The organism is Mycobacterium gordonae (genome assembly GCF_002101675.1).
In the GTDB taxonomy this organism is placed as follows: Bacteria; Actinomycetota; Actinomycetes; order Mycobacteriales; family Mycobacteriaceae; genus Mycobacterium; species Mycobacterium gordonae.
The window spans coordinates 1-14,460 of sequence record NZ_LQOY01000023.1 but is presented as its reverse complement, the minus strand read 5'-3'; the positions used below and the strand labels follow the sequence as shown (position 1 = coordinate 14,460).

Genomic DNA, 14,460 nt, shown 5'->3' with positions numbered 1-14,460 from the left:
AAGATCAGGAGGCGGCCTGGATGGTGATCTCGGAGAGGTCGGCGCGACTCTTGCCGTCGGTGGTGCCCAGCGTGGAGATCCACACCAGCAGGTTCGACGTCGGCGCCGAGGCCTTGACTTGGATGGTGTTGTGGCCGGGCTTGAGCGCCGTGGCCGGGGTTAGCACGGTGGTGTCCTCCAGCTTCGAGGGATTCGGCGAGGACGACGAACGGATCTCGACCTTGGTTCCGGTGCTGGAGATGTCGAGACCGACCACGCCGACCACCGTCGGCTGGGGCAGCTGCAGCATCAGCCCGACCCCGTTCTTGAACCCCGGGAACGGGACAGGGTCGGAGTAGGTGTCCGTCTGCCACACGGTGCCCGGGTTGCCGTCGATGGCGTTGCCCGCATCCCCGGGATTGTCGGCGTCGCCGCCGGGGGAGAAGACGGTGGCTCTGGTGGGCTTGACGAAGCTGCCGGACGGCGCCGAGCTGCCCGGCGACTCCGAGGCGGCCGACGACGTCGGGTTGTTCAGGCCGAGCTGGTCTCCCTTGATGCCGCTGCCGACGTCACCGAAGATCTTGCTGACCACCGAGGCGAGCACCAGCAGTGCCACCAGCAGGACGGCCGCGCCGGCGCCGAGGCCGATCAGGATGTTGCGACGCCGGCGGGAGTAGGTTTCGCCGCCGCGCTCGGCGGTGCGTCGTGGCGAGGCCGGGGCGGGGGGTTCGGCGATCGGACCGATCACCTCGGTGCGGTCGGCCACCGCGGTGGCTTGCTGTAGCAAGTTCAAAAGCGTTGAGGCGCTGCGTATTCCGCCGTCCTCCTGGACGGAGCGGACCGCGACCGCGGAGATCTGGAACGGGATGTCGCGGTCGACGACGGTCGGTTCGACGGGCTGGCCGTTGGCGTCGCGGTCGGCGGGCGCCAGGCCGCTGCGCACCCCGGATTCGGGCAGCGGCCAGCGGTTGACGAGCAGCGCGTAGAGCGAGGCACCGATGCCGCGGATGTCGTCTTGCGGGTTGGCGTCGGGCATGGTCGCGGGGTAGGCCAGCACCACGTCGCCGTCGATGCTCACCCGGACCCGGCTCGGATGGTCGATGGACAGCGCGACCCCGGCACGATGTGCGGCGTCGGCGGCGGCGGCCAGGGACTGCATCGCCCGGATGGCGCCCACCGGCGACGGCGAGGTGTCGGCGACTTCCTGCAGGGAACCGCCGCGGACCCACTCCGAGACCACGAGGCCGCCGGATCCGGTGTGGACCACGTCGAGGATGCGGGCGATGCCGGGTTTGTCGATCCGGCTGAGCCTCAGGGTGCGGGACAGGATCTCCTGCAGCACCTCGTCGGGCAGCGAGCCTTCGGGATCGACGAAGGTCAGTGCCACCTGCCGGTCCAGCGCGGTGTCGAGGGCCTGCCAGAAGTGCAGCGGCGGCGTGCCGCCGTGCGAGATCAGCAGTCGATAGCGGCCGTTTGCGATGCGGGCGCCCGGCACCAAGCTGAGGTCGTCCGGCGGCGGGTCGGCGTCGCGTTCGCGGGGCGCGTCGAACGGGATCGGTCCGCGGGGGTCCACCTCGCGGTGAAGCTGATCCCCCGAGGTCGAGCCGCGACTCGGGATGTCGGGCTGGAAGTCGTCGCCCGCCATCGAACTCGGTGCTGCGTTATCCGAAGTGCGGTCGGTCACCTCCGGTCCTTTCCCTCGCCCGGCCCCAGCCACCGGAGGTCTGCGCCGGATCGGCTCCTGGACCGCGTGTCCCCCCGGCAGGGACGAATTTCTTTGCTCAGGGTACGTGACGGGGCGACCCGCGGACGACACTGTCGCCTGGGCCGGCGCCTGGGCCCGGGCCGGCTGCCCGCGTCGGGTTCGGCGCCGGATAGCCGCGGCGGCCGCCCGTGCCTCGGGGACCCGCGCGCCCAGCATCACCGCCGCCAGGATAGGCACCATGATCACTCCGAGCACGAATAGCCGCAGCAGTGAGCCCATCCCGCCGTGCTCGGTCAACCCGTGCAGCCCGAGGAGTCGGTCGGCGACGTGGGCGACGAGGCCGGCCAGCAGCGACGCCGAGACGGCCACCAGGATGGTGCGCACGGTGCCGAGGTCGATCAGCGCGCCGCCCTTGGGGCGCAGGCTGCGGCGCAGCAGGACGTGCCCGACCACGGCGCCGGCCAGAAAGCCCAGGCCGTTGGCCGTGCCGAGGTAGCCGGCGACCAGCTCTTTGTTGCCGGTGACTCGCGGGGCCAGCAGCGACCCGGCGATTTTCACCGAGGTGATCACCATGATGATCACAATCGGCGTCCACGGCTGTTCGCGGGCGTAGAAGACGCGGAGCTGAAGCAGCACCAGGGCGTAGGGGATCAGGGTGAACGCTGACAGCGCGATGGCCGCACCCAGATACCCGGCGTCTACCTGTCCGAAATGCCCATAGGCGAACAGCGCGCTGCCCATCGCCGGGCCGCCGACGGTCATGAACGCCACCGCCGGGATGAGCGTGATCATGGTCAGCCGGGTGGCCAGCGACAGGTCGGCCAGCACCGCCGGAATGTCGTCGGCGGCGGCGTTGCGGCTCAGCCGGGGCATCACCACCGTCAGGATCGTGACGCCGATCATGCCGAACGGCAGCATCAGCACCAGCCACGTGTAGTTGTAGATCGCCGGCCCGGAGGCCGCGGCCGAACTGGCGATCTGGTTGCCGACCACCAGGCCGAGCTGGCTGATCAGCACGTAGAGCACCATGGCCGCGGCCATGGTGCCGAAGCGTTTGAGCCGGTCGTCGACTCCCCACAGCGGGCGCAGGCTGATGTGCTGGCGTCCGATGGCCACCAGCAACACCGCGGTCTGCGCGAAGACGCCCAGGGTAGTGCCGATACCGAGGACCAGCAGCTTGGCGTTGCCCATCTGAACGGGGTCGACCGACAGTTCGCCGGGGACGGCGAGGTAGACACCCAGCGTGGCGATCGCCACGACGTTGTTGACGACCGGCGCCCAGGCCGGGGGCCCGAAGACGTTGCGCGTGTTTAGGATCGCCATGAACACCGACGACAGGCCATAGACCAGCACCTGGGGCAGCAGCAGGTAGGCGAACGCGGTGGTCAGTGGTTCGTTGACCTCGGGGTTGCGGCCCAGCATCAGGCGCACCAGCAGCGGCGCCGCGGCCACTGACAACGCGGTCGCCACGATCAGCAGGGTGGTGGCCAGGGTGACCAGCCGGCGGACGAAGGCCGCACCGCCGTCGGGGTCGTCCTGCTCGGCGCGGGCCAGCACCGGCACGAAGATCGCGGTGAACGTCGCCTCCAGCACCAAGGCGGCGACCAGGTTGGGCAGCTGGTTGGCCACCGAGAACGAGCTGGACAGCGCCGCACCCAGGATCGCGGCCAGCAACACGATCCGGGCGAAGCCGGTGAGCCTGCTGATCAGGGTGGCGAACGCCATGCCCCAGGACCGGGACACCACCGCGGCGTCGGACAGCTCCTCCTGGCGGGGCCGCGCGGGCGCGTCGGGTCGCCCTTGCTGGGCCGTCTGTTGCGGTGTCCAGCCGGGGCGCGGTGGCAGGCCCGGCGGCGGCACGGTGCTGCGCGGCTGGGACAGCTGATGTCGAGGTGGTTGTGACGTCGGCCGTGGTGCCGCCGGTTGCACCCCCCGGGGTGCGGAGTTCATACGCGATGCTCTTCGTGAACCCGTTGCTCGATCGCGGGCGCACCAGGGGGCCGCACGTGTCCGCTCGCGGGTGGGTCGGGGCGGTCGAGGTCGGCGGGGTCGGGCTGGCCGCGAAAGCGGTGCCACAGTCGTCGGCCGGCCAGGGTGACCAGCACCGCCGCCGCGGTGAGTGTGATCGCGAACAGCACCTTGCCGTAGGCGTTGGAGTGCACCGACAACCGCACCGGTTCACCCAGCACGGTCCCGTCCGGGGTGCGCAATCCCACGTCGATGGCGACCCGCTGGGTGAAGTTGACCTCGATGGGCACCCGCAGCGGCAGGTATCCCGGCGGCAGCTCGATCTCACCCACATCGGTGACCGTCATGCCGGGCGGCGCGTTGACCTGCAAACGGACCCGGATCGGCACGGCCAGGCCGTTGTGCAGGGCCAGCGGCAGCGGGCTGTGCTCGGTGGCCAATGTGTAGGAGCCACCGGGGTTGACGATGGTCACCGAGCCGAAGAAGTCGTTGATGGTGGTGCCGACCACGCTCAGGCGCTGCTGGGCCAGCCCGTTGCGAGTGTCGGGTGGCACCGATTCGCTCAGTGCGCGCAGCATGTCCTCGCGCAGCGGGGCGGTGTACTGCGGCCCGGTCAGGCCGGTGCGCTCATCGGTCATCAACGCCGAAGTGAGTTTCCACAGCCGGCCCACCTGCCCGGCGATCTGTCCGGTGATGTCGTCGCTGAACCTGCCCCGTTCCGACGGGTAGGCGCCGGGCGGCACCGGGGGTTCGATCCTTGCGGCGGCGTCGGCGACCAGCGCCGGCAGCGGGCGAGGGACGGCCAGGCCGGAATGGATCGAGGTGGCCAGCGCGGTCAGGATGAACTGCGCGTCGTCACCCGGCAAGGACCACACCGCCGGCGGCACCAGGATCTGGGTGCGCGGAGCGGCGTCCGGGGTGAGGCTGCGCCACAGCATCGCGCCCAGCGCGTCCTGGCGCCGGGCGGTGAGGGAGTCGTGGTTGACCCGGATCGCCAGCGACGGGTCCAGATAGGTGGGGACCGTCGGGTTGGTTCCCGCTGCGGCCAGCGCCGCCCCGACGGCCGGGTCGAATGGCGCCGCCACCACCTGCGGCGAGAGCCGGCGCGGCGCCACGTCGGCGCTGACCGGGTCGGCGGCGTCCTGAGCGGACAGGTCAGCGGCGGCGACCGCGACCGTGGCGTCGTTGGCGTTGAGCAGGGTGACTGCGCGGCCGGTCAGCGGGCCGTCGGGCAGCAGCGCGGCGCCGCGCACCGAGGTGACGTCGAGGATGCGGTCAATGATCTCGCCGTTGCTGACGATCGCGGTGGAACTCAGGCCGGGGTCGTTGACCCGTTGCAGGGCGTCCAGGTCGGCCTGCGCGTAGGGCAACGGCGCCACGCAGGTGCGGTGGGCCAAGGCACGCAGGCGGTTGAGCCAGGTGGTCGCGGCGGCCTGGCCGGTGCCCGGATGGGTGGGGGTACCGGGGAGTTGGGCTGGCCCGTCGGGGGAGTTGGACACCACGTAGCCGGCGGTCATCGCGTTGACGGAGACGATCAGGTCAGGGTCCACGGCCAGGCACAGCGCCCGTGCGACGGCGCCGTCGGGGTCGACGTCGCGACTGGTGGCCAGCTCGGCTGCCGACAGCAGGGTGTCGAGCCGGCCGCCGTTGGCCAGGGAGTTGGCCAGGTCGTCGTCAATGAGGCGGACCGGGATGGTGCCGCCGGGGACACCGGGCGCCAGCCGCGGCCGGTCAGCCAGCGGCCAGAGCATGGTGATCCACACCGGCTTGGTGGTTTCCGGCGCGACGGCGGGGGCGGCCTCGGCGCCTCCGCCTTTGTCCGGGGGGACACCCACGACCGGCAGCAGGAATCGCGCGTTGTCCAGCCGGGCGGGCGCGCCGTAGTCGGGGGTGCCGTTGACGTTGACCAGGACGGGGAAGATGCCGGGCTTGTCGACGGCCAGCGACGGCTTGGTGAGCGAGCGCAGCGGCGCGGACAGGGTGAACCCGGCCTGTTGGCCGCGCTGCAGTTCCGGGGACACAGTGAGGAAGTCCGCCGCGGCTTCGTACTGGTCGGTGCTGCCGTCCAGGGAGGTGCGCAGAGCGGCTGAGGTGGATACCGCTGACGCGTGCTCGAGGCGCACCATCACGTCGCGGACCGGGCGGTCGCCGATGTTGGTGACCATGCCGCTGACAGTGACGACGGGATCGCTGGTGGTGGTGACGACGTCCGGTGACACCTGATCGATGCGGACCTGCACGAACGGGGTCGCGGAAGGCTCGCCCGCGTCGGCGCGCGGCGCGGTGAGTAAGACGCCGAAACCGGCCACGATGCCGATCACTGCGGCAAGACGCACCAACCTGGCCCAGCGGGGGAGCGGCGCCGTCACGGCCCCCGCCCGTGACCGTTCTTCTTGCCCGGTTCCGGGTCGTTGGCGTGACGGGTGCGCGAGTGGGTCTGCGGCCGTCGCCGCGGGGCGCTCGGCGGAAGCGGCGGAAGCGCATGCTCGCCGTCGTTCTGCAGCTTGTCGATCAGCTCGTCGGCCCGTTCGGCCAGGCGGCGTTCGTCGGCGTAGGCCAGCCGGGAAGGCAGTTCCCGGATCGGCACCCACGCCACCTCGGCCACCTCCAGGTCTTCGTCGCACAGCTCCCCACCCAAGAACCGCATCAGATAGTGGTGCACAGTCTTGTGCACCCGTCGTCCGTCGGTGACGAACCAGTAGTCGATCCGCCCCAGCGCGGCGAGCACGCCGCCGCGGATCCCGGTCTCCTCGGCGACCTCCCGGATGGCGGTCTGCTCGGCAGTCTCACCCATCTCGATGTGGCCCTTGGGCAGCGACCACAGCATCCTGCCACGCCGGTCGATGCGCCCGATGAGGGCGGCTACTTGTGTTTCGCGGGGCCCGTCGATCCCGTCGATGACCAGTCCGCCCGCGGAGGTTTCGTGCACGGTGCGCATCCGGTCGGGGGCCCGGCGTGGCCGGGGCCGGCGCTTGGCAGCGGCAGCCGGGGTGGGTACCGGCTCGGCCGCCGGCGGGCTTTCCGTATTGTTCTCAGCCGGACGTGCGCCGCCACGACCGCGACGCCGGCCCCGGCGTCGACGTGGTTTGGCTTGTTCGCCCTCCGACACCCAAGCGATATTAGCTGGCACGGGCCGGTCTTCCCGATGCACTCGCCGTCAGTGGGCACCTTTGGTCACCTGAGTCGCGCCTGGCTCAGGCGTCACTCTGGTCTCTGGATTGGTCGGTCGGGTGTTTGCCCGTGTTTGCCCATAGCGCTTCGAGTGTCCCGTGACGGCGGGATTCTGCCTTCCTGGGCGCCGTGCACGCCCAGCCGAAGCCGTGGACGCAGACTCGAAGCGCCAGGACGTGCGCTGAGTCACCAAGGCATTCCTATTAGGCTCACCGAACGTGGTTGAACCCGTCCCGGACGCCGAGCTGCTGACCGCCGCCGCGGTCGCATTGCACCAGTACGCGCCGCAGTTGCGCGAGCTGGGTGCGGCATTTGCGACCGCGGGTCACGAGTTGTACCTGGTCGGCGGGTCGGTGCGGGACGCCGTGCTGGGCCGGCTGAGCCCGGACCTGGACTTCACCACCAACGCGCGGCCCGAGCAGATCCAGCAGATCGTGCGGCCGTTCGCTGACGCGCTGTGGGACACCGGCATCGAGTTCGGCACCGTCGGAGTCGGCAAGGACGGTCACCGGCTGGAGATCACGACCTTCCGGGCCGACACCTATGACCAGGTGACGCGCCATCCGGAGGTGCGGTTCGGCGACCGGCTGGAAGACGACCTGGTGCGACGCGACTTCACCGTCAACGCGATGGCGGTGCGCATCACCGCCGACGGGCTGGGCGAGTTCCTCGATCCCCTTGACGGCCTGGTCGCGCTGCGGGCCAAGGTGCTCGACACCCCGATGCCGCCGGAGGTGTCTTTCGGCGACGACCCGCTGCGGATGCTGCGCGCCGCGCGGTTCGTGTCCCAGCTCGGTGTGGTGGTGGCTCCGCGGGTGCGCACGGCGATCGAGCAGATGGCCCCGGAGCTGGCCAGGATCAGCGTGGAACGGGTGGCCGTCGAACTGGACAAGCTGCTGTGCGGGGCCAACCCGGTGGACGGCATCGACCTGCTGGTGCAGACCGGGATGGGCGAGGTGGTGCTGCCCGAGATCGGCGGCATGCAGATGGCCATCGACGAGCATCACCAGCACAAGGACGTCTACCAGCACTCGCTGACCGTGCTGCGCCAGGCGATCGAGCTCGAGGATCAGGGCCCGGATCTCGTGCTGCGCTGGGCGGCGCTGCTGCACGACATCGGCAAGCCGGCCACCCGCCGCCACGAACCCAACGGCGGGGTCAGCTTTCACCACCACGAGGTGGTCGGCGCCAAGATGGTGCGCAAGCGGATGCGGGCGCTGAAGTACTCCAAGCAGATGGTCGACGACGTGTCCCAGCTGGTGTTTCTGCACCTGCGGTTCCACGGCTACGGCGAGGGCAAGTGGACCGACTCAGCGGTGCGCCGCTACGTCACCGACGCCGGACCCCTGCTGCCCCAATTGCACAAGCTGGTGCGCGCGGACTGCACGACCCGCAACAAGCGCCGGGCCGCCAGGCTGCGCGCGTCCTATGACCGGCTGGAGGAGCGGATCGCCGAACTGGCCGCCCAGGAGGACCTGAACCGGGTGCGTCCCGACCTGGACGGCAACGAGATCATGCGGCTGCTCGACATCCCCGCCGGCCCGCAAGTGGGAGAGGCGTGGCGATTCCTCAAGGAGCTGCGGCTGGATCGCGGGCCGCTGTCCACGGAGGAAGCGACGGCGGAGCTGTTGGCCTGGTGGGAGACTCGGGGCTCTGACCAATCGGACTAGTGCGACTAGTCTGAGCCCATGAAGTCCGTCTCCAGCACCGAAGCCAAGGCCCGGCTTAATGCCCTGCTGGCTGAGGTGCAGCGGACGGGGGCTTCTGTCACCATCACCAGCCATGGCCGCCCAGTCGCAGTGCTGTCGCCGGTGAATCCCGTGCCACGCAGGTTCGGCCAATTGCCGATGTTGGCGGTGCCGGATGACTTCAACGCGCCGCTGCCCGACGCCGAAATAGCGATGTGGGAAGGCGACGGGCCCTGATGGCCCCGGTGCGGGTTCTGCTGGACACGCATGTTCTGTTGTGGCTGGTCAGCGCGCCGGACAAGATCGATGCGGAGGCCCGCGAGCTGCTCGCGGACCCACGTACTGAAGTGCTGGTGTCGGCGGCGTCGGCATGGGAGATTGCGATCAAGACGCGGCTGGGCCGCCTGGACGGGGAGCCGCTGTTGTCGGCCTGGCGAGACGTGGTCGCCGATATGGCAGCGCGGGATCTGGCGATTGACGCCGAGGACGCGATTTTCGCGGGGCGCCTCAACTGGGACCACAATGACCCCTTCGACCGGATCCTCGTCGCACAAGCCGCGCGGCGGAGCCTCAGCATCGTGACCAATGATCGCCAGATTCAGCGGGCGGCACTGACGCCGACGATTAAGGGATGAGCAGGGAACCGAGGGCTACGGGTCTCCGTCGAATCCTGCATGGACTACTGCTTGGGCGGAGACGACGGTGCGGCCTCCATCTGGACTCGGCCGCCCGATCTGGACCTCGACAGCGACGGCACGCTCGACGCGATCGGGCTGGATCTGGATGGTGACGGCCTGCGGGACGACGCGCTGGCCGACTTCGACGGCGACGGCCTGGCCGACCATGCGGTGCTCGACGTCGACAACGACGGCACTCCGGAGAGTTACTTCGTCGACGACGGGTCGGGAACGTGGGCGGTCGCGGTCGACCGCGAGGGGCAGCTGCGGTGGTTCGGCCTCGATGGCGTGGAACACCACGGCGGTCCGCTGGTCGACTTCGATGGGCAGGGGAATTCCGACGACCGCTTGATCGACACGAACGGCGACGGGACGGCCGACCGGGTCGTCTGCGCCGGCGTTGAAGAAGTGACCGGATATGTCGACACCGACGGCGACGGGCTCTGGGATCTTCGTCTGTCGGATACCGACAGCGACGGATCGGCCGATGGTGCCGCCACACTTTGAATTCATCTGTAACGAAGAACAGCTAATAACTATGAATCCCGACGATCTTCGCGCACGGTTTGACACACGCGCACTTCTCGTGTGCACTAAACAGCCTGATTAATGCCTGTCTATCAACGGCATTGGGTGAAGTGACAGCCCGTCGAAGCTGGTCTAGTTTTACGCAGACCCGAGCTCGGAGAGTGCAATTAATTGAGGGAGACGTAAATAATGGCAAATGCGACCGTTGTCACTCCGGAACTGCTGCGCAGTACTCAGCAGCGAATTGAAACACGACTGCAAGAGGCTGTGGCAATCGCCAACCAGTACCTCAGTGGTCATGAGAACATCATCAGCGCCACCGGGTGGGCGGGCGATGCCGGCTCGACCTCGCTGAACACCGCGGGTCAGATCCACCACGACCTGCAGCAGATCATGTCAGGCGGTCAGCGGTTGGCGCACGGGCTGGGCCAGGCGGCCGTGCTGATGGAGAACCACGAAGCGGACGCGGCGCACAACCTCAACGGCGTGTTCGGCGGAGGAGCCCAGGCGGTCTGACTCACATCGCTGTCCCCTCCGGAATCGCTGAACTACCCAGGTAAGGAATCACCGTCATGACAGATCAGATCGTTTACAACCACGGCGCCGTCATCGGATTCGCCGGTGAGGTCGGAAGCCAGGCCGCGCAGCTGATGGAAATCCACGCCGATGTCCTGCACATGACCCAGGCGCTCGGGGACTTCTTCCAGGGCCACGGCGCGACGGCATTCTTCGACGCGCAGCAACAGATGTTGCACGGCCTGGAAGACCTGATCCAGACCGTCAGCCGGCACGCTCACACCGTGCACAACGTGGACGAAATGGCCCAGGCGACCGATGCCCAGATGGGCACCTTGTTCACCTAGCAACTCCGAGTGGGCCGGCGGGGCGCATGCATTGGCGTGCGCCCTTGGCCTGCATTGAGGGACACCGTGCTAACCACCACTGTCGACGGGCTCTGGGCCCTGCAAGTGCTCACCGGGATCGAGTCGATCGCTCCCGAGCTGGGTCTGCGCCCCCATCTGCCCAGCGTGGAGCCCAAGGCACTGGCCCTGCGCCATCCGGTCACGGCCGACTTGCGTGACGCCGGTGTCATCGACGGGCTTGATGCCGTGGACCCGACAGTGGTGGAGTGGCTGACCGTCCTGTCGCGCCGCGATGTCGCGCTGATCGTGCAAGTCCGTGCACCCGGTGACGGCGAACCGGCCCGGGTCCTGCTCGCCAGGTTCGCGCAATGGTGGGTCACCCTGGAGCGGTCCGCGGAGCTGATTCGCATCGGCGGCGCGGGTACGGCGACCGCTGAAGCAACGGCCAGCACGGTGTTGACCAGAGCGATCGAGCGATTGTGCGGTCAACTCGAGCCTGCGCCGTTGCGCCCCGTCACCCTCGACGCCGCCGCGACGCGGACCGCGGCGGCCGGCCGGGAGGCGCTGCACAGTTTCCTGGCCAGACAGCGCCTCGACGCCGATCAGCTGCGCCTGCTGACCCTCGCCGCAGATCCGGACCGGTCCGCACAAGCGTCGATCGTTGGGATTCAGTCGGGAGTGGAGTCGGGCCGATTCGCACGCACCCATGTCGACCCCAGCGCGGTGACCATCATCGACACGCTGGAAGGGCGGCTGCTGGCCGAGGACGTCGAATCCGCAGGACGGCGGTGGATGATCATCAGCCCCGGCACCAGCGGCGATATCGCTGCCGCGATCACCCGCATGATGCGGCGCCTGCCGGCTCGGCAGGACTGGCATTCGTACCGCAAAGTTGTGTAGTCGAGAGGTATCACCGAAGTGTTAGTAATTGCGCTGTGACGAATACATGGAATTCAGGTCCGAACGCCGCGGAACAGACGGGACGTTACCAACACCAGGAATCGGTCTCGGGCACGCTGCGCATTTCCGACATGGTGGCGCCGCGCAAAGTCCCGCCCGGATCGGGCTGGCGCAAATTCGTGTATGCGGTGTCTTTCCAGACCATAAATCTCGGGGAGTCGCCCGCCGAACGGCATTACCGGGAATTGCAGACGCGCATCCGGCGTCATATCCGCAAGCAGTACGTGATCGGAATCATCTCGGGTAAAGGTGGCGTCGGCAAGACCACGATGACCGCCTGCATCGGCGGAGTGTTCCGGGAATGCCGCCCGGACAATGTCGTCGCGATCGACGCGGCCCCCGGGTTCGGGACACTGGCCGGCCGGATCGACGAGTCACCACCCGGGGACTATTCGGCCGTTTTGAACGACACCGACGTCCAGGGCTACGCCGACATCCGGGAACACCTGGGGCAGAACAGCATCGGGCTCGACGTGCTGGCCGGCAACCGCGCGTCGGATCAACCGCGGCCGTTGGTGCCGTCGATGTTCACCGGAGTGCTGTCGCGGTTGCGCCGCACCCACACCGTCATCGTGGTCGACACCTCTGACGACCTGGAGCACCCGGTGATGAAGGCGGTGCTGGACGCGTGCGATGCGCTGGTCTTCGTCTCGGGTTTGACCGCCGACACTTCGCTGCCGGTGACGCGCGCCATCGACCTGCTCCGGTCGATGGGCTTCCACGAATTGGTGTCCCGCAGCACCGTCATCCTCAACGACAGCCGCAATAAATACGACCCGGATGCCCGCAACTACCTCACCGAGCGCTTCCGGCAATCGGGGGCGAGCGTCGAATTCATGCCGTATGACCCGTATCTCGCGAAGGGCGGCATAATTGACACCCGCCACGAATTGCGAAAGCAATCACGACTGCGGCTGTTCGAGATCACCGCGGCGCTCGCCGACAAATACATTCCGGACGCCGACAGGCCACGGTGATGGCGAAGGTGTCCTTCCCGGCACGGTGTGCGGTCGCCGTGGTCTGCGGTGAACACCTGCTTTCGCAGGTGTACCCGGCATCGGTGCCCATCGAGGTCTTCCTCGACAACGCCGTAGAGCTGCTCAACGACGAGCTCAAGCGCCGCGGGCTGAGCGGGCTGGACGCCGGCGCCGGTTACGAATTGCACAAGGCCAACGGTGTGCGCCTGGATGTGACCAAGACCCTCGACGAACTCGGCGTCGAGGACGGCGCGACGCTGTCGCTGGTACCCGCGGTGGACGGGGAGTCGTTCGAGCCGCAGTACGAGTCGCTGTCCACCGGGCTGGCCCGAGTGGGCAAGAGGCTTTTCGAACCGGTCACGGTGCAAACCGCTGCCCACACCGCGCTGGCCATCACCGCGGCCGCCGCCGCCACCCTGCTGGGACTGGCGGTGCGACAACGCATCTCGACCGACGCCTGGACGCCCAGCATCCTGACCGGTGGCGTCGGGCTGCTGTCGGCCGGCGGCGCTGTCTTGGTGTGGCGGTGGTGGCCACGCCGCACGGACATGATCGACGGGCTCGGATGGCTGGCCGTGCCGCTGTTCACGGTCGCCCTGGGCAGCGCTGCGCCGGGGCAGCCGGGAGCCCCCCACCTGTTCATCGCCACATTGACCACCGCGGTGCTGACCTGGGCCGTCACCGCGGCGACCGGACGGTACCTCAGTCTGGCCGCGACGGTGGTGACGCTGTCCGCATTGGCCGGAACCGTTGCGGCGCTGCGGATGTGGTGGCCCGTGCCCGCCCAGTGGTTAGGCATGTGCACTCTGATCGCCCTGCTGTTCCTGCTGACGTCGGCACCGACGATCGCGCTCTGGGTGGCGCGGATCCGGCCGTACTTTGGCTCGATCACCGGGCGCGACCTGTTCCGGCGCAGCGCCGGACTTCCGACCGACGCGGTCTCTCCGGTGAGCGAGGCCGGCGACGAGGACGCGAATCCCGACACCACTCCTCGCGGAGCACAGATCGCCGCGGCCGCGATACGGGCCAACCACGTTTTGACCGGAATCTGCATCGGCGCCGCGGCAGCGTTGCCCGCCGCGGTGTGGTCTTCGCTGATGCCGGGCCGCGACCGCGCCACGGCGGCCGCGGTACTCGCGGCGCTCTTCGTGTTGATCTTCATCAGCAGGGGCCGCGCCTTCGCCGATAAGCGCCAAGCCGTTGCGCTGGTCTCCGGGGCGGCGGCGGCAACCTGCGCCGGTGTCGTCAAATACGTTCTGCACGAGCCGGCGTCGTCGGCCCAGGCACTGGTGGTGGCGGCGGTGTTGCTGGCTGCCTTCGCGGGCGCTGGACTGTTGGCCGCGCTGCTGGTTCCGATTACACGGTTCACCCCGCTGGTCCGGATGGCCGCGGAATGGCTCGAGATCGCGGCCATCATTGCGGCACTGCCGATGGCGGCCTGGATCGGCGGGCTGTTCAATTGGGTGCGGATGCGATGACGCGGCCAGCTGCGACCGGCCGGCGGCTGTGCGCCGTGGCGCTGGCCGGTCTCGTCGTCGCTCTCTCAACGAGTTATCCGACGGCACAGGCGATTCCGCCGCCGACGATCGACCCGTCCCGGGTGCCCCCAGACGGCAGGCCGGCCGCCGACCAGCCGATGCGGCAAAGCAACATGTGCGCCCGGACCATCACCGTGGCCGATCCCAACGTGGCGGTCACCGCGCCGGGCTTCACGATGCTCAACATCGGCAAGGCCTGGCAGTACTCGACCGGCAACGGGGTGCCGGTGGCGATCATCGACACCGGTATCAATCCCAGCCCGCGGCTGCGGGTGGTCGCCGGCGGTGACTACATCATGGGCGGCGACGGCCTGATGGACTGCGATGCACATGGCACCATCGTGGCGTCGCTGATCGGTGCCGCGCCGCAGGGAAGCTCGATGCCCGCCCCACTGCCCGCCACCCC

Annotated in this window: 12 protein-coding genes and 1 pseudogene; 10 read left to right on the top strand and 3 right to left on the bottom strand. The window is 68.9% G+C overall.

What is annotated here, in order from left to right; translation table 11 throughout:
• Positions 1-4 precede the first annotated feature (4 nt).
• The 3 genes from murJ to AWC08_RS04515 form a co-directional block, all read right to left on the bottom strand.
• Entirely contained in the window at positions 5-3,529 is a 3,525-nt protein-coding gene (gene murJ / locus AWC08_RS04525; protein ID WP_372513522.1) for a murein biosynthesis integral membrane protein MurJ, read from the bottom strand.
• A 101-nt stretch (positions 3,530-3,630) separates the two neighbouring features.
• Positions 3,631-6,021 (bottom strand): hypothetical protein, encoded by a 2,391-nt coding sequence (locus tag AWC08_RS04520; RefSeq protein ID WP_065135484.1) that lies wholly within the window; start codon positions 6,019-6,021, stop codon positions 3,631-3,633.
• Positions 6,018-6,761, bottom strand: a complete 744-nt coding sequence (locus AWC08_RS04515; protein ID WP_065135483.1) for an NUDIX hydrolase — start codon at positions 6,759-6,761, stop codon at positions 6,018-6,020. The genes AWC08_RS04520 and AWC08_RS04515 overlap by 4 nt, the downstream gene beginning before the upstream one ends.
• Positions 6,762-7,041: 280 nt before the next feature.
• Between AWC08_RS04515 and AWC08_RS04510 the strand changes: the two genes are divergently transcribed.
• The 10 genes and pseudogenes from AWC08_RS04510 to AWC08_RS04465 all read left to right on the top strand — a co-directional run.
• Positions 7,042-8,493: a CCA tRNA nucleotidyltransferase gene (locus tag AWC08_RS04510; protein WP_065135482.1), complete on the top strand. Its 1,452-nt coding sequence runs from the start codon at positions 7,042-7,044 to the stop codon at positions 8,491-8,493.
• A gap of 18 nt (positions 8,494-8,511) precedes the next feature.
• Complete coding sequence (locus AWC08_RS04505; protein ID WP_065135481.1) at positions 8,512-8,748, top strand: type II toxin-antitoxin system Phd/YefM family antitoxin; 237 nt, start codon at positions 8,512-8,514, stop codon at positions 8,746-8,748.
• On the top strand, positions 8,748-9,146 hold the full coding sequence (locus tag AWC08_RS04500) for a type II toxin-antitoxin system VapC family toxin (protein WP_172835204.1): 399 nt from the start codon (positions 8,748-8,750) through the stop codon (positions 9,144-9,146). The genes AWC08_RS04505 and AWC08_RS04500 overlap by 1 nt, the downstream gene beginning before the upstream one ends.
• A gap of 39 nt (positions 9,147-9,185) precedes the next feature.
• Positions 9,186-9,695 (top strand): pullulanase, encoded by a 510-nt coding sequence (locus AWC08_RS04495; protein ID WP_065135480.1) that lies wholly within the window; start codon positions 9,186-9,188, stop codon positions 9,693-9,695.
• A gap of 210 nt (positions 9,696-9,905) precedes the next feature.
• Positions 9,906-10,232, top strand: coding sequence for a WXG100 family type VII secretion target (locus AWC08_RS04490; RefSeq protein ID WP_065135479.1), 327 nt, complete (start codon positions 9,906-9,908; stop codon positions 10,230-10,232).
• A 56-nt stretch (positions 10,233-10,288) separates the two neighbouring features.
• Positions 10,289-10,579, top strand: coding sequence for a WXG100 family type VII secretion target (locus AWC08_RS04485; protein ID WP_065047602.1), 291 nt, complete (start codon positions 10,289-10,291; stop codon positions 10,577-10,579).
• A 66-nt stretch (positions 10,580-10,645) separates the two neighbouring features.
• The gene (locus AWC08_RS04480) at positions 10,646-11,479 is read left to right on the top strand and encodes an ESX secretion-associated protein EspG (RefSeq protein ID WP_069434484.1); all 834 of its coding nucleotides are present in this window, start codon (positions 10,646-10,648) and stop codon (positions 11,477-11,479) included.
• A 35-nt stretch (positions 11,480-11,514) separates the two neighbouring features.
• Complete coding sequence (locus tag AWC08_RS04475) at positions 11,515-12,516, top strand: MinD/ParA family ATP-binding protein (RefSeq protein WP_197522027.1); 1,002 nt, start codon at positions 11,515-11,517, stop codon at positions 12,514-12,516.
• Complete coding sequence (gene eccD, locus AWC08_RS04470; protein ID WP_083271265.1) at positions 12,516-13,994, top strand: type VII secretion integral membrane protein EccD; 1,479 nt, start codon at positions 12,516-12,518, stop codon at positions 13,992-13,994. The genes AWC08_RS04475 and eccD overlap by 1 nt, the downstream gene beginning before the upstream one ends.
• Positions 13,991-14,460, top strand: a pseudogene (locus AWC08_RS04465) (type VII secretion-associated serine protease); the annotation flags it as partial. The gene eccD and the pseudogene AWC08_RS04465, both read left to right, overlap by 4 nt.

Excerpts from the sequence above, each read along its gene's own strand:
- AWC08_RS04490 (WP_065135479.1), top strand. The coding sequence starts at position 9,906 with ATGGCAAATGCGACCGTTGTCACTCCGGAACTGCTGCGCAGTACTCAG.
- AWC08_RS04500 (WP_172835204.1), top strand. The coding sequence starts at position 8,748 with ATGGCCCCGGTGCGGGTTCTGCTGGACACGCATGTTCTGTTGTGGCTG.
- AWC08_RS04485 (WP_065047602.1), top strand. The coding sequence starts at position 10,289 with ATGACAGATCAGATCGTTTACAACCACGGCGCCGTCATCGGATTCGCC.
- AWC08_RS04505 (WP_065135481.1), top strand. The coding sequence starts at position 8,512 with ATGAAGTCCGTCTCCAGCACCGAAGCCAAGGCCCGGCTTAATGCCCTG.
- eccD (WP_083271265.1), top strand. The coding sequence starts at position 12,516 with ATGGCGAAGGTGTCCTTCCCGGCACGGTGTGCGGTCGCCGTGGTCTGC.
- AWC08_RS04495 (WP_065135480.1), top strand. The coding sequence starts at position 9,186 with ATGGACTACTGCTTGGGCGGAGACGACGGTGCGGCCTCCATCTGGACT.